This is a genomic window from Massilibacterium senegalense (genome assembly GCF_001375675.1).
Classification (GTDB): domain Bacteria; phylum Bacillota; class Bacilli; order Bacillales; family Massilibacteriaceae; genus Massilibacterium; species Massilibacterium senegalense.
Genome location: NZ_LN831785.1, coordinates 221,912 through 242,195, shown reverse-complemented (window position 1 = coordinate 242,195; position 20,284 = coordinate 221,912). Strand labels below are relative to the sequence as shown.

The 20,284-nt window shown below is 38.7% G+C and carries 16 protein-coding genes, 3 rRNA genes, 1 pseudogene and 2 riboswitches; of the genes and pseudogenes, 18 read left to right on the top strand and 2 right to left on the bottom strand.

What is annotated here, in order from left to right:
- Positions 1–46: 46 nt before the first annotated feature.
- Together BN1372_RS01890 and blaI are read left to right on the top strand one after the other, a co-directional pair.
- Entirely contained in the window at positions 47–1,819 is a 1,773-nt protein-coding gene (locus BN1372_RS01890; protein ID WP_062197192.1) for a BlaR1 family beta-lactam sensor/signal transducer, read from the top strand.
- Between the two features lie 61 nt (positions 1,820–1,880).
- Positions 1,881–2,264: a penicillinase repressor BlaI gene (gene blaI, locus BN1372_RS01885; RefSeq protein WP_062197191.1), complete on the top strand. Its 384-nt coding sequence runs from the start codon at positions 1,881–1,883 to the stop codon at positions 2,262–2,264.
- Between the two features lie 1,219 nt (positions 2,265–3,483).
- Here blaI and BN1372_RS14465 read toward each other — a convergent pair.
- A complete protein-coding gene (locus BN1372_RS14465) occupies positions 3,484–4,212 on the bottom strand; it encodes a DNA cytosine methyltransferase (protein ID WP_230198779.1) in 729 nt (242 codons plus the stop codon).
- Between the two features lie 262 nt (positions 4,213–4,474).
- Between BN1372_RS14465 and BN1372_RS15110 the strand changes: the two genes are divergently transcribed.
- The 11 genes and pseudogenes from BN1372_RS15110 (at position 4,475) to BN1372_RS01820 (ending at position 15,577) form a co-directional block, all read left to right on the top strand.
- Positions 4,475–5,179 carry an SMEK domain-containing protein gene (locus BN1372_RS15110; protein ID WP_062197190.1) on the top strand — a complete coding sequence of 235 codons (705 nt, stop codon included), beginning with the start codon at positions 4,475–4,477 and terminating at the stop codon, positions 5,177–5,179.
- 187 nt (positions 5,180–5,366) lie between these two features.
- On the top strand, positions 5,367–5,999 hold the full coding sequence (locus tag BN1372_RS01870) for a hypothetical protein (RefSeq protein ID WP_147515320.1): 633 nt from the start codon (positions 5,367–5,369) through the stop codon (positions 5,997–5,999).
- Positions 6,000–6,468: 469 nt separating this feature from the next.
- Positions 6,469–6,570, top strand: a riboswitch (purine riboswitch).
- Positions 6,571–6,772: 202 nt separating this feature from the next.
- Positions 6,773–8,074 (top strand): NCS2 family permease, encoded by a 1,302-nt coding sequence (locus BN1372_RS01865; protein ID WP_062197188.1) that lies wholly within the window; start codon positions 6,773–6,775, stop codon positions 8,072–8,074.
- Between the two features lie 127 nt (positions 8,075–8,201).
- Positions 8,202–8,411 (top strand): hypothetical protein, encoded by a 210-nt coding sequence (locus BN1372_RS01860; RefSeq protein WP_062197187.1) that lies wholly within the window; start codon positions 8,202–8,204, stop codon positions 8,409–8,411.
- Positions 8,412–8,458: 47 nt separating this feature from the next.
- Positions 8,459–9,196, top strand: a pseudogene (locus tag BN1372_RS15105) (EAL domain-containing protein).
- A 532-nt stretch (positions 9,197–9,728) separates the two neighbouring features.
- Positions 9,729–11,279 (top strand): 16S ribosomal RNA (locus BN1372_RS01845).
- 257 nt (positions 11,280–11,536) lie between these two features.
- Positions 11,537–14,466: ribosomal RNA gene (locus BN1372_RS01840) — 23S ribosomal RNA — on the top strand.
- A 53-nt stretch (positions 14,467–14,519) separates the two neighbouring features.
- Positions 14,520–14,635, top strand: a 5S ribosomal RNA gene (gene rrf, locus BN1372_RS01835).
- The 16S, 23S and 5S rRNA genes sit together here, the layout of an rRNA operon.
- A gap of 183 nt (positions 14,636–14,818) precedes the next feature.
- The gene (locus tag BN1372_RS01830; RefSeq protein ID WP_062197184.1) at positions 14,819–15,061 is read left to right on the top strand and encodes a spore germination protein; all 243 of its coding nucleotides are present in this window, start codon (positions 14,819–14,821) and stop codon (positions 15,059–15,061) included.
- Between the two features lie 52 nt (positions 15,062–15,113).
- Positions 15,114–15,356 carry a spore germination protein gene (locus BN1372_RS01825; RefSeq protein ID WP_062197183.1) on the top strand — a complete coding sequence of 81 codons (243 nt, stop codon included), beginning with the start codon at positions 15,114–15,116 and terminating at the stop codon, positions 15,354–15,356.
- 8 nt (positions 15,357–15,364) lie between these two features.
- Positions 15,365–15,577, top strand: coding sequence for a spore germination protein (locus tag BN1372_RS01820; protein ID WP_062197182.1), 213 nt, complete (start codon positions 15,365–15,367; stop codon positions 15,575–15,577).
- 280 nt (positions 15,578–15,857) lie between these two features.
- Here the strand turns inward: BN1372_RS01820 and BN1372_RS01815 are convergent, their stop codons facing one another.
- Positions 15,858–16,295, bottom strand: coding sequence for an Hsp20/alpha crystallin family protein (locus BN1372_RS01815; RefSeq protein ID WP_062197181.1), 438 nt, complete (start codon positions 16,293–16,295; stop codon positions 15,858–15,860).
- Positions 16,296–16,363: 68 nt separating this feature from the next.
- Here BN1372_RS01815 and gerPC point away from each other — a divergent pair, with 68 nt between their 5' ends.
- The 5 genes from gerPC (at position 16,364) to purS (ending at position 20,284) form a co-directional block, all read left to right on the top strand.
- Complete coding sequence (gerPC, locus tag BN1372_RS01810) at positions 16,364–16,612, top strand: spore germination protein GerPC (protein ID WP_062197180.1); 249 nt, start codon at positions 16,364–16,366, stop codon at positions 16,610–16,612.
- A gap of 110 nt (positions 16,613–16,722) precedes the next feature.
- Positions 16,723–16,824, top strand: a riboswitch (purine riboswitch).
- Between the two features lie 165 nt (positions 16,825–16,989).
- Positions 16,990–17,451 carry a 5-(carboxyamino)imidazole ribonucleotide mutase gene (purE, locus tag BN1372_RS01805; RefSeq protein ID WP_062197442.1) on the top strand — a complete coding sequence of 154 codons (462 nt, stop codon included), beginning with the start codon at positions 16,990–16,992 and terminating at the stop codon, positions 17,449–17,451.
- Positions 17,445–18,566 carry a 5-(carboxyamino)imidazole ribonucleotide synthase gene (gene purK, locus BN1372_RS01800; RefSeq protein WP_062197179.1) on the top strand — a complete coding sequence of 374 codons (1,122 nt, stop codon included), beginning with the start codon at positions 17,445–17,447 and terminating at the stop codon, positions 18,564–18,566. Before purE ends, purK begins: the two co-directional genes overlap by 7 nt.
- Positions 18,567–18,620: 54 nt before the next feature.
- Positions 18,621–19,919 carry an adenylosuccinate lyase gene (purB, locus tag BN1372_RS01795; protein WP_062197178.1) on the top strand — a complete coding sequence of 433 codons (1,299 nt, stop codon included), beginning with the start codon at positions 18,621–18,623 and terminating at the stop codon, positions 19,917–19,919.
- A gap of 119 nt (positions 19,920–20,038) precedes the next feature.
- Positions 20,039–20,284 carry a phosphoribosylformylglycinamidine synthase subunit PurS gene (gene purS, locus BN1372_RS01790; RefSeq protein WP_062197177.1) on the top strand — a complete coding sequence of 82 codons (246 nt, stop codon included), beginning with the start codon at positions 20,039–20,041 and terminating at the stop codon, positions 20,282–20,284.

Sequence of the window (20,284 nt, the reverse complement as noted above, 5' to 3'; positions counted from 1 at the left end):
ATGTAAAGTGTTATAGTTATACTTCGGAAAATGGAGGTAAGGAAGTATGTTTTTCACCCATTTAGTCACAAGTTTTATTGTATCCTCTATTACTATAGTGGTTATTTTGATTATTAGGAGATTATTCCCTAAGCAACTTTCAGCGAAATGGCAATACAATCTATGGTTTTTATTATTAATCGCATTAACGCTTCCATTTATACCGAAGCAGTTGATTCATTTTGAAAATCATTTTATTTTATTCAATATAAGTCAAAACAATAGAGTTGGAGACTCTTCTATCAGCACCACCGGAGGTTCTAAGCTTAGTAACGTAAACTGGATGCAGGACTTTACGATACCTGTCAATCATCTTAATCTGAAACTCTTGAATGTCGGATTAATTAGTATTTGGATTGCAGGCATGTTCATTATGGCTGTTCTATTCCTACATGCGTGGTTCAAATTAAAGAAAATTAAAAATACGACAACAGTCTTGAACAATAAAGACGTTTTACACTTATTTGAACGATGCAAGCATCATTTAAATATATCCAAACCTTTAATCGTCGGAGAATCATCACTTGTCAGATCTCCGATGACATTCGGTCTTTTTAAGACCTATGTTGTGCTACCGGTACATCTTGACGAATGGATGTCTATAAAAGATATCGAATACATTTTTATGCATGAACTGCATCACTATAAATACAAAGATATAGCAACGAATTACCTCATTATCATTTATCAAATTTTGTATTGGTTTAATCCGCTTGTATGGATTGCTTTTAAAAAAATGAGAATGGATCGTGAGATAGCTTGTGATATGGCTGTTTTGAAATCTTTAGATGAGCATTGTCATGCAGATTATGGGAATGCGATTATTAATTTCGCAGCCCTAGCATCACACTCCAAAGATTTTCCTTGGGCCAATCAGTTTAACGGTTCCAAGGAGCAAATGAAAAAACGGATTGAAAAAATCGCATCCTTTACAATTGAGTCGAAGTGGATGAAGCTGAAGAGTATTTCAATTTTTACCCTTATAGGCGTATTTGTAGCAAGTCAGGTTCCATTTATTTCTGCAATGGCCAGTAATAATGACCGTTACTATATTAATAATGAACACACGCTTTATGAGGATTTAAGCGATTATTTTGTTGGATATGATGGAAGCTTTGTATTATATGATATGGAAGCTGGTCAATATAGTATTTATAATAAAGATAAAAGTACGCTGAGAGTCTCCCCAAATTCTACTCACAAAATTTATAGCGCATTAATTGGATTAGAGTCACATGTAATAACAAGTGATAATTCCACAATGAAATGGAATGGAACGAAATATCCTTATGAATCTTGGAATACGGACCAAAACTTATCAACTGCCATGAGAAATTCAGTAACCTGGTATTTTCAGGAATTGGGCCAAAGAATCCCGCGAGAAACCATCCAAGCTTTTCTGGAACAGATGGGCTATGGAAATTATGATCTTTCTGGTGGATCAGACTATTGGCTGGAATCTTCATTAAAGATTTCTCCAGTTGAACAGGTACAATTACTATCAGCATTTTATACAAATCAATTTGGATTTGAGGACGAGAATATTCAAACCGTTAAAGATTCCCTTACATTAGAGGAATACGACGGTTACCGCCTCTCCGGAAAAACGGGTACAGGCAACGTTAATGGCAGGAATATAAACGGTTGGTTCATTGGATATGTAGAGACCAAGGACAATACTTATTTCTTTGCAACAAACATACAAAATGAAGATAATAGTTATGGAAGCAAGGCAGCGGAAATCACGTTATCAATTTTAAAGGATAAAGGAATCTATTAAGGAAACAAGAGAATGGGTTGAAGCATTTTGCACGTCATCCAAAAGAAGGAGGAGAATAAGGTTGACGAAAGAAATCCCCAATATTTCAGAATCAGAATGGGAAGTAATGAAAGTTCTGTGGAAAAGGGCTCCACAAACGGCCAATGACGTTATATCCTCTTTGCAGGAGCAAACGGATTGGAAGCCGAAAACCATACGCACTCTTTTGGATCGTCTCGTTCACAAAAAAGTTATAGGTGTCAATAAAAATCAGAGAGTCTATACTTTTTTTCCACTTTATTCGCAAGATGAATGTCAGCGCGCTGAGGCACAGTCTTTTATTAAGCGAATTTATGGTGGAGCGTTAAAGTCGATGCTAGTTCAGTTTGTCCAGGAGGATTCCTTGTCGGAAACGGAAATTAGAGAATTACGTTCCATTTTGAACGAAAGGCCTAAAAAAAAGTAAAATCTATTACTACAATTACAATGCAAAATTTAAAAGGTTTGAGCCGGGTATATTACCTAGCTTAAGCCTTCTAAGCTTAACAAAATAACCTGATAGGATAACTTCAGAATCGAAGAGCAATGATAAACACAGTCCTCGATGAGTTCCACTATCTTCATTTTTTGTTCTTGTCGGTGGGACCCCTACTTTGAAATATGGTTCTATGTGTTCAATTTCTATGTTGGCATTGACACAATTACAGGAAAAAAGAAATAACGACCAGAATGGGTTTTAACTCGAAGAGAGAGCGTAACTCGCACTGGCGCAGTTACGCTTGGGAGAGGGGATAATAACAGGTGTCCTAAAAGCCTTATTAACACAGGATTTTTATAATAGAGTGTTTTGGAAATGTTCAATGTTCGTTCCTCAAAATTGTCATCATCTCATTGGTGCTCATCATTTGACGAAAAGCGTTCTAAATTTTGATAGCTTTTACGAAAGTAAGTAATTAATTTCTTTAAATAATCATCGAATATCCCAGCTAATAAGGCGTGTAAATCCCTATAATGTGAATAAAACGTGACGCGGTTACATTGAGTGTCATCTAGTCTTAGCTCGGTACAGATACTTGTACGATACTTTTACAAAATTGATTTTGCAATCCTGAGATCACTTCTCCTTTTAAAATGAGCGAAAAAACTAAAACGAACCAAGTAAAGTGTATTTTATTTTTAATCTGGCTCATTATTTACTTTTCCCTTCAAGATGTTGCGGTAGACAGTCTAATTACAGATGCCCCGCCCGTTACTAGAGCTACCTTACATTGAACTCTTCCCATATTATGACCACTTTTTTAGGAATCTTGATATTAATGCAACTACTATCTTTGTTCAATGCTTTGTGATGTGGCTGTCCTTTGGTGTTTAGTAATAGGTACGTGTTCACTTTAACCTAAACCTTTTCGGCGTAGTTATCATGTGAAAATTTAGTGATGATCACTCAATACTTAAACACCACACATAACCCATGTAGCACTTAGGGACGCGTAAGACGAACTGATTCATTTTGTGGGTTGAAGTATTAATCTACTTGTTGTTTTCCTTTACCCATTGAAGGAGTTTCTTTTGAATGGAAACGAGTTGATTCATTTCTTCACTTAGGATACAGTATAGTTCTTCTCTCAGTTTGAGTCCTTGTTTCTGGGTCTCTGACAGTATGTCCTTCCCTTTTTCCGTTACAGCTAAGTGAACAACTCGGTGATTCGTCCAAAACTTCCAATGAATTCTGTTTTATTTTTGTCTTTTGCGGTGCTTTGCATACGTCTTTCTTGAAAGGGACGGACGATGGGTATTTTCCCCCCTGCTTTTTGAGTAGATATTCCACTGGTAATGGTGGAGGACAGTCTGCTCTTTCCGCAAGACGTAGAAAACGATCGCAAATTGCGGGTTTTAAATAATATTTCTGTGGCACGTGTTCCTCTGAAATCTGCCACGAGAAAGATACGTCTTCTTCTTTGAGCGAGCGAGGGGATTCCCAAATATCGGGCATCCAACAGTCGCCAACACACATCAACATCCTTCCCATGGACCATTCCAGCGTTTGCCCATTCTCCAGAAACAGGCATTGGAATAGCGGTTTCTGTGAATGACTCCAACACGGCTTTAAAATCCAACCGGTTATTTGATGAAAAAGCTCCCATGATGTTTTCCAAAACAGCGATAACTGGATATGTTCCATTCGTTGCACACCTCATTTCTTCAATAAATCCGATAGCATGGTAAAACAACCTGGATTGACTTCCTGCAAGACCTTTACGCTTTCCGATATTGGATAAGTTCTGACAAGGAGAACCAAATGTAATGATATGAACTGGTGGTATTTTTCCACCATCTATTTTTGAAATATCTCCGAGGTGGAGCATGTTAGGGAAATGGTGTTTTGTAATAGATGCAGGTGCTTTCTCTATCACACTTGCCCATATTGGAATAATTTCATGGAGGGAAGCAGAGGGGGGGACACACCTATTCCATCAAAAAGACTTCCTATTGTTAGAAGTGTGTTATAATTTTTTTCAAGCATGTTATTAATCAAATATTTCACTCCTAATCTAATCTCACCTATTGTTTGTGCCATTCAAGTATGGTGTAAAATCTCAAATGGAATATTAAGTGATTTGCCTAGTGATTTTTGGGAGACTACCAGCTAATGAATAATGGGGGAATAATTAAACAATGAAACGAATGGAAAATGTGGATCTATTTAGTGAACATTTAGTCTTTTTAAACAGAAAAATTGAATTGTTAGGAAAATTAAATTTAAATAATCTAGCAGTCCATTCTGAAAACTTCTTTTTCCATTTTTTAAATTTACTTTTCGGTTTGGATCTTACGAATGCAAATTTTGAAAAATCTAATCATGAGGCCATTGACCTAATAGATAAGGGTAACAAATTAATTATCCAAGTTTCAGCGACCTGCACTAAACAAAAGATTGAAAATACGTTAAAAAAAGAAATTCTTAAGCAGTATAGTTTGGAAAATTACCGAATTCAATTTATTTTTATAGGTAAAGAAAATACTAGGATAAAATCAAATAAATATTCCAATCCAAATAAAATCAAGTTCGATCCAGCAGAAGATATTTTTTTAACAAAAGATTTAGTCGAAAAATTTATGTGTCTCTCTCTCATAGAACAGTCGGAAATTTTAATGTTCATAATAAACGAAATACCCTTACTTCAAATTATGGAAAAAGAGGACATGAAAGTGAAAATCTGTGATAAAATTAATGTGTTACTGAAAAGAAACTTTTTAATATGGAGTAATTTTGGTCCACACTCTGAGACGGCGATACGTAATCCCCTAAGTATGTCTGTAAAGACCGCTTGGGATGAACGGAAAATAGAAATTTTCAAAAACAACGATGAAATAGTGTAATTATTTCATCAAAACAATTCACTATTTACCAATTTTGAAATTGAAGCTTTTATTGAATTCGAAGAACATGTACATATTTTTAAACTTAATCATACTAATCGTATTGATCGCACCGCATACAAGACTTTTCCTCAATCGTTTAGTAAAATAATTAACAATATTATATTAAAAAATGGTGATTTAGATGGTGAATAGTAGTGATATCCCTAGACCAGAAAGTGTTGCTTTTTTTGAAAAGGCTATAAGACAACATAATAAAGTAATAGATTTTAAAAAAATAAATGAATATTACTATTCTGTTGAATTGAATAATGGATGTCATTATAAAATATATCTTACCAATATATATACTGTTAGTTTGGCAGATGTAATGGAGTTTTCCATCTCTTATGATATCGATGCCATTGTAACTATTTCATCATGGAATGGATATACTCTTGAAGCTAAGGAATACTCCCAAAGCATTGGTAAAGGACTGTTTTTATTTAGTGAATTGATGGGAGCACTTAACTTTGAAAAACCTGAGGAGTATTTTTCTGGATATCATGATGAAAAAAATATTACGATGGAGTTCGATGAGATTAGTATTTATCAATTTGGTTCATCTCTAAATATACAAACTCCAAATGACATTGACTTACTGATTGTATATAGAAATAGGTCTTACAAAGAAATTCTCAAACTTATCAAGCTAAGAAGGACTTTGCGGATCCAGTTACAAAAAATATTAGGAATACCGATTGACATAGTTCTTCTGTCAAACAAGGAAGAACGTCAACTGCTCTACCTTGATCAAATCAACTATAAGAAAATCCTATAGTTGATTAAGTTCATAGGACCTAAATAAAATAGTAATCTAATTCTATTCTTTTGTTATTTCTCTATCCTTACTACAAAAGATGCTTCAATTGAAACGTCTTTTGTAGAATATATCAAATATTTATAGTGGTGATAACTCTAAACAGTGAGTTGCATTTATTGCATTATTTTAATTTTTTATATCATTCTATATGAGTTTATCCTTCTTTAAAACCCTTTAAAATCAATAATATTGCCCTAGAACTAGCATCGTGAAAATAGAGTGGGAATAAGGAATAGAAATGAACAGCCTTCCATCTTTTTTTAAGATGGGGGCTTTTTTCATGGAAAGACAGGGAAGGAAATAGGTATCCATTTTTATCTCAATTTATCCATACTTTAACTAATAACGAACAAAGGAAGAAAAACGGAAAGAAAATGTTCGTGTTTATTGACGGTACCATGAAATCCTGTTACAATAAATTTTGCAATTTGGCTTAATTGAAATCCGACGTATAATTCCAGGGATACGGCCTGGGAGTCTCTACCAAGCTACCGTAAATGGCTTGACTACGAAGGGTGCAAAGAAGTGTGTTCCATTGTGGGGTGCATCTCGTTCCCTTATACACTTCAATCGTCCCTTTGTATGCTCTAGGTAGATGACCTAGAGCTTTTTTTATTCGTTCACAAGGTTTAAGGAAAGTGGAATGGTGAAAGGATAAAAGTAACAAAGGTTATGTAAACGGTGAATTACAATGGAGTAAATTTTTACACTATAATAGGAGGAGCTAAAACATGGACAAATTTTTCCGCTTTGCGGAGAACAACACGAACTATCGTCGTGAAATAGTTGGAGGACTAACTACGTTTTTAGCGATGGCTTACATCCTTTTTGTAAACCCTCTCGTTCTTGGGGATGCAGGAATGGATCAAAAGGCAGTCTTCACTGCAACGGCGTTAGCAGCAGCCGTTGGAACCGTGTTGATGGGTGTCATGGCAAATTATCCTATCGCTTTAGCGCCAGGTATGGGGCTAAATGCGTTCTTTGCGTACTCTGTCGTAATTGGAATGGGGATTCCGTGGCAAACTGCATTAGCAGGAGTTTTATTATCTGGGGTTTTATTCGTTTTAATTAGTATCTCAGGACTTCGGGAATTAATTATTAACTCAATTCCGATTGACTTAAAATATGCAACTGCAAGTGGGATTGGGTTTTTCATTGCGTTTATCGGTTTTAAAAACGCTGGTATTATCGTTCCGAATGAAGCAACACTCGTATCGTTAGGTGACATGACAAAAGGTTCTGTATTACTTGCAGTATTTGGATTGATCACGACGGTTATTTTTATGGTACGTGGGTTCCGTGGTGGTATTTTTTATGGAATGATTTTAACTTCTATTGTTGGAGTCTTAACAGGTTTGATTGATACTCCTAAAAAAGTAGTAGATTCCATTCCAAGTTTAGAACCAGTATTCGGGGTTGCCGTTACACAATTATTTGATGCAAACATTTATACATTAGATTTATTTATTGTTGTGTTAACGTTTTTATTTGTAGCATTTTTCGATACAGCAGGAACCTTAATGGCTGTAGCGACACAAGCAGGATTTATTAAAGATAATAAATTACCACGTGCGAACCGTGCGTTACTTGCTGATTCATTAGCAATTTTAACAGGTGCTGTTATTGGTACATCTTCTACAACGTCTTATATTGAATCTTCATCTGGTGTTGCAGCGGGTGCAAGAACTGGTTTTTCTACTTTAATTACAGCTGCAATGTTTTTACTAGCATTATTTTTCGCGCCCCTTTTAGGTGTCGTCACACCAGAAGTTACAGCACCAGCACTAATTATTGTTGGTGTATTGATGGCTAGTGTGTTAGGAAAAATTGAGTGGGGAAAATTCGAAATCGCTGTACCGGCATTTTTAACTATTATTTTAATGCCATTAACGTATAGTATTGCAACAGGTATTGCATTAGGATTTATCGTATATCCAATTACGATGATGGTAAAAGGCCGCGGGAAAGAATTTCACCCAATTATGTGGGGATTATTTGCTGTTTTTATCGCTTACTTTATATACTTGGCATAATCAAAAACCTAGACATGCGTCTAGGTTTTTTTGTCGAAAAAACAGATTAATTGTCGTAAATATAGGTTAAGTACTATCATTTAAACGAATGAAAAAAAAGGAAAACAGTTCGAAAGGAGTGGTAAAAATGATATGTTCATCATATGGCGTAACAATTCCTTCTATTACATCAGGTGTCGCCAAATTATATAATAGCAAGGAAGATTACGGAGAAGTCATGTATAGAACAAAAGAAGAATTATTGTCGTACATCACATCTTTACAAACAGAAGATTGGTTTGAAAAAGCAACAGTGAAAGTGATGGATCAATCTGCACAATCACAACCTTACTTTTGACTGTTACCATTATTTATGAAGCAATGAACACATTATGAGCCAGTGCAATTAATCGAAAAAAACCATTCATTTCACATTTTCAACCAATCATTCAATTAGGCGAAGCGCCAACGGTTTTTGCGTCTGAAGCATTGCTTCGATTAGAAACCAAATCCCAACAAGCATTTTCACCAGAGACTCTCTTTCAAGCTGCCATGGAAACAGAATTACGTACAAAGCTAGATCAAATAGCTAGGGAAGTAGCAATTAAATCGTATGGAATGTATGTGACAAAGGAAGCGAAATGTTTTATTGATTTTTTACCATCTACTATATATAACCCGGATTTTTGTTTGAAGCATACCTTTTCTATTGTAGAAAAATTAAATGTAGATCCGAATCAACTCGTATTTGAAGTAGTAGAAAGTAAAAAAATAGCGGTTTTACATCATTTGAAGAATATTTTTAAACATATAAACGGTCTGGAATGAAAGTAGCACTAGATGATTTAGGGACTGGATTTGCTTCTATTAATTAATGTTTTAAAAAAGTTGCAACCAGATTACGTGAAAATTGATCGCCATTTTATCGATAAGTGTGACCAAAATAAAGAAAAACAACCGTTTATTCAATCGGTGATTACTATCTCGAAAGATTTAGGGATTATAGTGTTAGTAGAAGGAATAGAAATGAAAGAAGAGTTTGAGTATTGCAAAGAAGCAGGGGTTGATTTAGTGCAGGGATATTGTATTAGTAAGCCACTTGAACCAAAGCAAGTGAAAGATTATCAACCTACGTTTAAATGAGCAACAAAACGAATCCAATACTTTCGTTAGATTGAAAAAAGAAAAAGGGTATCCTTTACAAGAAGAACGTCTATCTATAAAAGACGTTTTTTTAAATTGTACATCATAATAAGTAATGCTTCTATAATAGAATTTTTTCTCTTTTTATCAACGATATAGTTTTGTGCTTCTTTATGGAAACTTTCTAAGATTGTGAGTAAGATTCTTGTAGCGCATAAAAATGGAATACATACAATGAACAATCGGTGAGGAGGATATTTTTTTATAAAGGATATTTTTTTGAAAAAGAGTTGCATCACAATAAATTATGTGATAAAGTTAATAGCGTTCTCAAAAAGAATGCAAAACGTTCAAAAATATTTCGAAAAAAGATATTGCATTTATGAATGCGATGTGATATTATATAGAAAGTCGCTAATGAGAAGCGATGATGTCCTTTGAAAACTAAACGAAACGTCAAGCAATAGAATGTACAACATACAATTTGTATGAATACATCTCTAGTCAATTCTAAAGAGCCAACGCAAAACTTTTATTTGAGAGTTTGATCCTGGCTCAGGATGAACGCTGGCGGCGTGCCTAATACATGCAAGTCGAGCGAACCGACGAGGAGCTTGCTCCTTTGAGGTTAGCGGCGGACGGGTGAGTAACACGTGGGCAACCTGCCCTTAAGACTGGGATAACATCGAGAAATCGGTGCTAATACCGGATAACTGATTAGACCGCATGGTCTAATGATAAAAGATGGCTTCGGCTATCACTTAAGGATGGGCCCGCGGCGCATTAGCTAGTTGGTAGGGTAACAGCCTACCAAGGCAACGATGCGTAGCCGACCTGAGAGGGTGATCGGCCACATTGGGACTGAGACACGGCCCAAACTCCTACGGGAGGCAGCAGTAGGGAATCTTCCGCAATGGACGAAAGTCTGACGGAGCAACGCCGCGTGAGTGATGAAGGTCTTCGGATCGTAAAACTCTGTTGTTAGGGAAGAACAAGTATCGTTCAAATAGGGCGGTACCTTGACGGTACCTAACCAGAAAGCCACGGCTAACTACGTGCCAGCAGCCGCGGTAATACGTAGGTGGCAAGCGTTATCCGGAATTATTGGGCGTAAAGCGCGCGCAGGCGGCTTCTTAAGTCTGATGTGAAAGCCCACGGCTCAACCGTGGAGGGTCATTGGAAACTGGAAAGCTTGAGTGCAGAAGAGGAGAGTGGAATTCCATGTGTAGCGGTGAAATGCGTAGAGATATGGAGGAACACCAGTGGCGAAGGCGACTCTCTGGTCTGCAACTGACGCTGAGGCGCGAAAGCGTGGGGAGCGAACAGGATTAGATACCCTGGTAGTCCACGCTGTAAACGATGAGTGCTAGGTGTCGGGGGGTCCAACCCTCGGTGCTGTCGCTAACGCACTAAGCACTCCGCCTGGGGAGTACGGTCGCAAGACTGAAACTCAAAGGAATTGACGGGGGCCCGCACAAGCGGTGGAGCATGTGGTTTAATTCGAAGCAACGCGAAGAACCTTACCAAGTCTTGACATCCCTTGCACGCTCTAGAGATAGAGTTTTCCCCTTCGGGGGACAAGGTGACAGGTGGTGCATGGTTGTCGTCAGCTCGTGTCGTGAGATGTTGGGTTAAGTCCCGCAACGAGCGCAACCCTTGATCTTAGTTGCCAGCATTTAGTTGGGCACTCTAAGGTGACTGCCGGTGACAAACCGGAGGAAGGTGGGGATGACGTCAAATCATCATGCCCCTTATGACTTGGGCTACACACGTGCTACAATGGGTGATACAAAGGGTCGCGAAGTCGCAAGGCGGAGCTAATCCCATAAAGTCACTCTCAGTTCGGATTGCAGGCTGCAACTCGCCTGCATGAAGTCGGAATCGCTAGTAATCGCAGATCAGCATGCTGCGGTGAATACGTTCCCGGGCCTTGTACACACCGCCCGTCACACCACGAGAGTTTGCAACACCCGAAGTCGGTGAGGTAACCTTTTGGAACCAGCCGCCGAAGGTGGGGTAGATGATTGGGGTGAAGTCGTAACAAGGTAGCCGTATCGGAAGGTGCGGCTGGATCACCTCCTTTCTAAGGAATATACAAAGAGCATCGCTCTTTTACAAAAACATTTTCAATCTTTAGATTGGCTGCTTAGACGTTTGTTTAGTTTTGAGAGGATATCTCTCAAAAATTACCGCTTTCTTTTTTAAGAAAGTGAGTGATATAATAAAAATCCGCTTAAGGCGGGTTGTTGTTCTTTGAAAACCAAATAACGAATCATTGATATTTTGATTATATGATATAGTCGAGATTCATCGTACAAAAACCGATCTTAGAATTATTTAGGTTAAGCTATAAAGAGCGCACGGTGGATGCCTTGGCACTAGGAGCCGATGAAGGACGCAACGAACAGCGATATGCTTCGGGGAGCTGTAAGTAAGCTTTGATCCGGAGATTTCCGAATGGGGAAACCCACTATCCTTAATCGGATAGTATCTTTACGTGAATTCATAGCGTAAAGAAGGTAACCTGGGGAACTGAAACATCTAAGTACCCAGAGGAAGAGAAAGAAACATCGATTCCCTTAGTAGCGGCGAGCGAAGAGGGAAGAGCCCAAACCAAGAAGCTTGCTTTTTGGGGTTGTAGGACATTCTATACGGAGTTACAAAGGAATAATGTAAGTGAAGCGACCTGGAAAGGTCCGCCAAAGAAAGTAACAGCCTTGTAATTGAAACATTATTCTCTCCAGAATGTATCCTGAGTACGGCGGAACACGTGAAATTCCGTCGGAATCCGGGAGGACCATCTCCCAAGGCTAAATACTCCCTAGTGACCGATAGTGAACCAGTACCGTGAGGGAAAGGTGAAAAGCACCCCGGGAGGGGAGTGAAAGAGAACCTGAAACCGTGTGCTTACAACTAGTCGGAGCCCGTTAATGGGTGACGGCGTGCCTTTTGTAGAATGAACCGGCGAGTTACGATTGCATGCAAGGTTAAGTTGAAGAGACGGAGCCGCAGCGAAAGCGAGTCTGAACAGGGCGAATTAGTATGTAGTCGTAGACCCGAAACCAGGTGATCTACCCATGTCCAGGGTGAAGTTCAGGTAACACTGAATGGAGGCCCGAACCCACGTATGTTGAAAAATGCGGGGATGAGGTGTGGGTAGGGGTGAAATGCCAATCGAACTTGGAAATAGCTGGTTCTCCCCGAAATAGCTTTAGGGCTAGCCTCAAAGGAAGAGTCGTGGAGGTAGAGCACTGATTGGACTAGGGGCCCATCTCGGGTTACCGAATTCAGTCAAACTCCGAATGCCATAGACTTATCTTTGGGAGTCAGACTGCGAGTGATAAGATCCGTAGTCAAGAGGGAAACAGCCCAGATCGCCAGCTAAGGTCCCCAAGTATACGTTAAGTGGAAAAGGATGTGGAGTTGCTTAGACAACCAGGATGTTGGCTTAGAAGCAGCCACCATTTAAAGAGTGCGTAATAGCTCACTGGTCGAGTGACTCTGCGCCGAAAATGTACCGGGGCTAAACGTATCACCGAAGCTGCGAATTGTCCTAACGGACAGTGGTAGGGGAGCGTTCTAAGTGCAGCGAAGCTAGACCGAGAGGACTGGTGGAGCACTTAGAAGTGAGAATGCCGGTATGAGTAGCGAAAAGAGGGGTGAGAATCCCCTCCGTCGAAAGCCTAAGGTTTCCTGAGGAAGGCTCGTCCGCTCAGGGTTAGTCGGGACCTAAGCCGAGGCCGAAAGGCGTAGGCGATGGAGAACAGGTTGATATTCCTGTACCACCACGTCACCATTTGAGCAATGGGGGGACGCAGGAAGGTAGGGGTAGCGCGCTGCTGGTTATGCGCGTCCAAGCAGTTAGGCTGGTAAGTAGGCAAATCCGCTTACCACAAAGGCTGAGCTGTGATGGCGAAGGACCATATGGTCCGAAGTTCCTAATCCTACACTGCCAAGAAAAGCCTCTAGCGAGGTGGATGGTGCCCGTACCGCAAACCGACACAGGTAGGCGGGATGAGAATTCTAAGACGCTCGGGAGAACTCTCGTTAAGGAACTCGGCAAAATGACCCCGTAACTTCGGGAGAAGGGGTGCTTTCTTGGGTGCAAGCCTAGGAAAGCCGCAGTGAATAGGTCCAAGCGACTGTTTATCAAAAACACAGGTCTCTGCAAAGCCGCAAGGCGAAGTATAGGGGCTGACGCCTGCCCGGTGCTGGAAGGTTAAGAGGAGGGGTTATCCATTAGGAGAAGCTCTGAATCGAAGCCCCAGTAAACGGCGGCCGTAACTATAACGGTCCTAAGGTAGCGAAATTCCTTGTCGGGTAAGTTCCGACCCGCACGAAAGGCGTAACGATTTGGACACTGTCTCAACGAGAGACCCGGTGAAATTATAGTACCTGTGAAGATGCAGGTTACCCGCGACAGGACGGAAAGACCCCATGGAGCTTTACTGTAACCTGATATTGAATTTTGGTACAGCTTGTACAGGATAGGTAGGAGCCATAGAACTCGGATCGCTAGGTTCGAGGGAGGCATTGGTGGGATACTACCCTTGTTGTGCTGAAATTCTAACCTGAAGCCGTAATCCGGCTTGGGGACAGTGTCAGGCGGGCAGTTTGACTGGGGCGGTCGCCTCCTAAAAGGTAACGGAGGCGCCCAAAGGTTCCCTCAGAATGGTTGGAAATCATTCGTAGAGTGCAAAGGCATAAGGGAGCTTGACTGCGAGACTTACAAGTCGAGCAGGGACGAAAGTCGGGCTTAGTGATCCGGTGGTTCCGCATGGAAGGGCCATCGCTCAACGGATAAAAGCTACCCTGGGGATAACAGGCTTATCTCCCCCAAGAGTCCACATCGACGGGGAGGTTTGGCACCTCGATGTCGGCTCATCGCATCCTGGGGCTGTAGTCGGTCCCAAGGGTTGGGCTGTTCGCCCATTAAAGCGGTACGCGAGCTGGGTTCAGAACGTCGTGAGACAGTTCGGTCCCTATCCGTCGCGGGCGTAGGAAATTTGAGAGGAGCTGTCCTTAGTACGAGAGGACCGGGATGGACACACCGCTGGTGTACCAGTTGTTCCGCCAGGAGCATCGCTGGGTAGCTATGTGTGGACGGGATAAATGCTGAAAGCATCTAAGCATGAAGCCCCCCTCAAGATGAGATTTCCCATAGCGTAAGCTAGTAAGACCCCTTATAGATGATGAGGTTGATAGGTCTGGTGTAGAAGCGTGGTGACACGTGTAGCTGACAGATACTAATCGGTCGAGGGCTTATCCTAATACTAAATTGGTTGTACAACATTCGTTATTTGGTTTTGAAAGAATAACTTTGTCTGGTGATAATGGCAAAGAGGTCACACCCGTTCCCATGCCGAACACGGAAGTTAAGCTCTTTTGCGCCGATGGTAGTGAGGGGTTTCCCCTTGTGAGAGTAGGACGTTGCCAGGCAACTGTAAAAGAGAGTTAGTGAACATTCACTAACTCTCTTTTTGTCTTTTTTCTTTATGAATGAAAGAATTTTTCTATTTGTTTCACCAAACGACTTGCTTTTTCATATCTTAATATTATCTAAGTATTTTGTTCGTTCATGGAAAGATTGAAATGAAGTATCCTTGATAAAGGGTGAGCGATATGCCAGTTGTTAATAACATTTTTAACATTAAGGTAAATAATGTTTCCTCTAATGGTTCGATTAGTTTCGGTAATACTTTACACAATAGCCACACTTCTAACTCTAAACTTCAAGGAACAAATAGTTCTATCGGTGACTTTTCTCCAACAAGTGCGATGACTAATAATCATACGATTGACAACGATGTAAGCGATCAAGATCAAATCGGTAACCCCTCTAGTCCAATCTCTGGAAATATTTAAGCTTACCCATTCTTTGTTTTATAGTGAAAATAGCAAAGGAGTGACACTAAAGGTGAGTGTGATAAATCAATTTCATCAAATCGATATCAATCAAGTTTTTATAGACGGAAAAATATCATTTGGTCAAAGTCTATATAACGGATTTACCTTTTCAGAAAAGACACAAGGGGCAAACTTTAATTATGGTACCCATTCCCCAACAAACATTATTTCCCATAATAAAAAGATAGATGATGATTTTCTAGATCAAGGTGATTTATCAAATCAGCAAAATGCTTTTTTTAATTCGAAGTGAGGCTTGCTATGAAGGTTTCTATAATTAATATTAAAATTAATTCAATTGCATCTAATGGTTCTTTTAATATTGGAAAAACATTAATTGTTCGTCCTGTTTCCAATGAAAAAGTAATCGAAAAGGATTGCTTTAAGCAATTACCTCCACAAACGACATATTTCGTTCCGCCTATTGCTCCTTCAACCGTACCACCCGTTCCGCCTGCACCACCACCAAATTAAGTGGTGGTTGCTCCATATTAAAAAGTAAAACATAATGAGAGCTGTTTCATTTTTATCATCTAGATGTAAAAAAGAAGCTAATATCCTACGTATAGTAGAAATTTAGCTTCTTTCTTTTTAATCGATTCAAATGAAGAAGTTTTTTATTTTTCCTATCATCTCATATTTACTATAAAAATAAGCAAGGAGTGGCAAGTAAGATTAAACACGTACTTCACTAAAATATTACATTTAAAAATTTGAAATGCTAGATTCATTTCATGGCCTGATAACTAGTTGCTTATAATGAAGCATTTTCTGTTTTAATCGGGATTGTTTGTTGGGCATGGATAGTTTGACGATCTGGATATAAATAAACGAAGAGCATCCCATTTTTAAAAACGGCATCGACCTTATCATTTCGTACGGGATAAGGTAGCGTTACTTTTCGACGGAAAGGACCAGGGCTCATTTCTTCATGCAGCATTTTATAGCCATTTACACCAAACTCAATCTCTCCTGAAAGAAATAATTCTTGCTGATGCACAGAAATATTCCAATCGTGTACTGTTTGTTTGCCTGGTGCATGAATTACACAGATAAGTTCGTCTGTCGTTTCATACATATTAACCAAAGGAGTATGGACGTGAAAAAAATCTCGAAATTCTAACCAAAATTCATCTCCTAAAAAAGAGGAAGCAGCTTTTTTCCAATCGTTATAGTGCTCAAATTTTTCCATGTTAGAACAGCTCCTTTACATGATTTTGTTAATGTAGTGTATGTTAGGCGGATGAAAGGGGTGAAAGAATGCAGTCGTTATATGTATATTTGCAACAATTAGAACGACGAGTGCAACTATTAACGAAAAAAATTCATCAATTAGAAGAAGAAGTGAAAAGACAACCGCAACAAGTGCATTATAAAATTCAAGAAATGCATATTGGTACGTTAAGTGGTACGTTAACAATCGGAACAAATGGAGAAGTTCAAATGGAGGAAGATGCGGTCGATTTATTCGTAAATGATCATAAAATTACACAAACAGAGGAAGAATAGAGATAAGAAAGATGATGGAATTAGTAAAAACCGAACGTTTAAAAAAGATAAAAAAATAATGTTCGATATTTTATTGACGTTCGTCTTATTCATTGTTAAGATAAAGAAAGTTAAATAACAGTAAATGACCTCATATAATATTGGGGATATGGCCCAAAAGTTTCTACCTAGTAACCATAAATTACTAGACTATGAGGGAAGTATTTCTTTAAGATATATTTGCAGGTCAAAATTTCAATTTTTTTGGAATTTTTAAAAAGTGACTTGATATAGAAATTCTTCCATCTAATTTGGGGAATAGCATCTATATCAAGTTTTTTTGTGACACCATCGATAAGGAGGATGTAAAAGTGGGACAACCATTAGTAGGAGTAATTATGGGAAGTACATCAGATTGGGAAACAATGAAACATGCTTGTGATGTACTAGAGGAACTTTCTATTCCTTATGAGAAAAAAGTCGTTTCTGCACATCGGACACCAGATTTAATGTTTGAATATGCAGAAAAAGCGCGTGAAAAAGGGTTGAAAGTCATTATTGCAGGAGCTGGTGGCGCTGCGCATTTACCAGGAATGACTGCAGCAAAAACGACACTTCCAGTTATCGGTGTACCAGTGCAATCAAGAGCATTAAATGGATTAGATTCATTGCTTTCTATTGTACAGATGCCAGGAGGAATTCCAGTGGCAACAGTAGCTATCGGAAAAGCAGGAGCAACGAATGCAGGGCTTTTAGCAGCACAAATCATTAGTGCTTTCGATGAGGATGTAAAAGAACGCTTAGAAAAACGTAGAGAAGCAACGAAACAACAAGTCATAGAAAGTAGTGACACATTGTGAGCAACTTTATCGAACCAGGAAAAACAATCGGAATTTTAGGTGGAGGACAATTAGGGAGAATGATGGCAATCGCAGCACGGGAGATGGGGTATCGAATTGCTGTATTAGATCCATCAAAAGATTCTCCATGTGGTCAAATTAGTGACATCGAAATTGTTGCTCCGTTTGATGATATGGAAGCGGCCAAAAAATTAAGTGAAGTGAGTGATGTTTTAACGTATGAATTTGAAAACATTGATGCTCACGTGGCAGAATATTTAGAAAAAAACGCCAACTTACCGCAAGGATTTCAATTATTAGCCATTACACAAGATCGGGAGTTTGAAAAAAAAGAAGTGCAATCATTAGGTATTGATGTTGCACCTTTTGAAATTATTTATACAGAAAAAGAATTAGAACAAGCGATAGCTACATTAGGAATGCCTGCTGTATTAAAAACGTGCCGTGGGGGCTATGACGGGAAAGGACAAGTAGTCATTCGTACGAATGAAGATATCGAAAAAGCAAAAGAATTAATCGGGACGCAAAAATTAATTTTAGAGCGATGGGTACCATTTAAAAAGGAAATTTCTGTGATTGTCGTTCGAAATACAGATGGAGATATTTCCACTTTTCCAGTAGCAGAAAATATTCATAAAGATAATATCTTACACGAAACGATTGTACCAGCTCGGATTAGTCAAAAAACAGAAGAAAAAGCAAAAGAAATCGCTTATACGATTGCAAAAGATTTAGCGCTTGTCGGAACGCTTGCAGTTGAGATGTTCGTAAAATCAGACGGTTCTATTTTCGTGAATGAAATGGCACCACGTCCGCATAACTCTGGGCATTTTTCAATTGATGCTTGTGAAACATCACAATTTCAACAGCATATTCGGGCTATCTGTAACTGGCCTTTAGGCAAAACAACACTTTTAAAACCAGTAGTGATGGTCAATATTTTAGGTGAACATTTAGAACCATCGATTCAAAAAATTCCATTTTACGAAGATTGTAAGCTTCATTTGTACGGAAAAAAAGAAGCAAAAGAAAAGCGAAAAATGGGACATTTAAATATTTTAGCGGATACAACAGAAGAAGCTTTGCAAAAAGTGGATACATTGAAAATATGGTAAATGGTACAATAGATGTGATAAGTCATTTATATTTTTTGAACTGGAGGAAATCACATGATCGGACGTTATACACGCCCTGAGATGGGGAAAATTTGGACGGAAGAAAACCGTTATCAAGCATGGTTGGAAGTAGAAATACTTGCATGTGAAGCTTGGGCAGAATTAGGAGCCATTCCAAAAGAAGATGTAAAGAAATTAAGAGAAAATGCTTCTTTTGATGTAGAACGAATTGCAGAAATTGAAAAATCAACAAGACATGACGTTGTTGCTTTTACTAGAGCTGTGTCAGAAACGTTAGGGGAAGAACGTAAATGGGTACATTACGGTTTAACTTCAACAGACGTTGTCGATACAGCATTATCTTATCTATTAAAACAAGCAAATGACATCATTTTAAAAGATATTGAAAACTTTATCGATATTTTAAAAAATAAAGCAAAAGAATATAAATATACCGTTATGATGGGGCGGACACATGGGGTTCATGCAGAACCGACGACATTTGGGTTGAAATTAGCATTATGGTATGAAGAAATGAAACGTAACTTAGAGCGTTTTAAACAAGCAGCAGATGGAATTCGTTACGGAAAATTATCTGGTGCTGTTGGAACGTATGCCAATATTGATCCGTTTGTAGAAGAATACGTATGTAAACATTTGGGATTACATCGTGCACCAATTTCTACACAAACGTTACAACGTGATCGCCATGCTCACTATATGGCTACTTTAGCGTTAATTGCTACGTCTATTGAAAAAATGGCGACAGAAATTCGTGGATTACAAAAATCAGAAACACGCGAAGTAGAAGAATTTTTCGCAAAAGGTCAAAAAGGTTCTTCTGCCATGCCACATAAACGAAATCCAATTGGATCAGAAAATATGTCTGGAATGGCTCGTGTCGTTCGCGGTTACATGATGACAGCGTATGAAAATGTTTCGTTATGGCATGAAAGAGATATTTCTCATTCTTCTGCAGAACGGATTATTTTACCGGACGCAACGATTGCGATTAACTATATGTTAAATCGGTTCGGAAATATTGTGAAAAACTTAACGGTGTTCCCTGAAAACATGAAACGCAACATGGATCGTACGTACGGACTGATTTATTCACAACGTGTACTTTTAGCGTTAATTGATAAAGGTCTTGCTCGCGAAGAAGCGTATGATACAGTACAACCGAAAGCGATGGAAGCGTGGGAAAAAGCAATTCCATTCCGTTCTTTAGTAGAAGCTGATTCAAAAATTACTTCTTATTTATCGAAAGAAGAAATAGATGATTGTTTCGACTATCACTATCATTTAAAACAAGTAGATACGATTTTTACACGACTAGGTTTAGATGATTAATTACATAAGAGGACATGCTTTCGTGAGTGTGTTCTCTTTCCATCATTTTTAAAATAATAAACGAATCTAGTTGTTTATTCATAAAAAAGGAAGTTAAAACGATTAGGAGGCGCAAAGCAATGGTAAAAGTAAAAGTGTTTGTTACGTTAAAGGAAAGTGTGTTAGATCCTCAAGGAAAAGCAGTGTTAGGTTCATTACATCGTTTATCTTTTGAAGAAGTACAAGATGTTCGTATCGGAAAATACTTAGAATTAACGTTAGAAAATACAGAAAATTTAGAAGCGCGTATTGATGAAATGTGTAAAAAATTATTAGCGAACACGGTTATTGAAGATTACCGTTTTGAAATCGAGGAGGTCAACTAA

Bases quoted from the DNA above. Each gene is read 5' to 3' on its own strand.
- BN1372_RS01815 (WP_062197181.1), bottom strand. From the start codon at position 16,295: ATGGAAAAATTTGAGCACTATAACGATTGGAAAAAAGCTGCTTCCTCT.
- BN1372_RS01830 (WP_062197184.1), top strand. From the start codon at position 14,819: ATGCCAGTTGTTAATAACATTTTTAACATTAAGGTAAATAATGTTTCC.
- purS (WP_062197177.1), top strand. From the start codon at position 20,039: ATGGTAAAAGTAAAAGTGTTTGTTACGTTAAAGGAAAGTGTGTTAGAT.
- BN1372_RS01865 (WP_062197188.1), top strand. From the start codon at position 6,773: ATGGACAAATTTTTCCGCTTTGCGGAGAACAACACGAACTATCGTCGT.
- BN1372_RS15110 (WP_062197190.1), top strand. From the start codon at position 4,475: ATGAAACGAATGGAAAATGTGGATCTATTTAGTGAACATTTAGTCTTT.
- purB (WP_062197178.1), top strand. From the start codon at position 18,621: ATGATCGGACGTTATACACGCCCTGAGATGGGGAAAATTTGGACGGAA.
- purE (WP_062197442.1), top strand. From the start codon at position 16,990: ATGGGAAGTACATCAGATTGGGAAACAATGAAACATGCTTGTGATGTA.
- BN1372_RS01860 (WP_062197187.1), top strand. From the start codon at position 8,202: ATGATATGTTCATCATATGGCGTAACAATTCCTTCTATTACATCAGGT.
- BN1372_RS01820 (WP_062197182.1), top strand. From the start codon at position 15,365: ATGAAGGTTTCTATAATTAATATTAAAATTAATTCAATTGCATCTAAT.
- BN1372_RS01890 (WP_062197192.1), top strand. From the start codon at position 47: ATGTTTTTCACCCATTTAGTCACAAGTTTTATTGTATCCTCTATTACT.
- gerPC (WP_062197180.1), top strand. From the start codon at position 16,364: ATGCAGTCGTTATATGTATATTTGCAACAATTAGAACGACGAGTGCAA.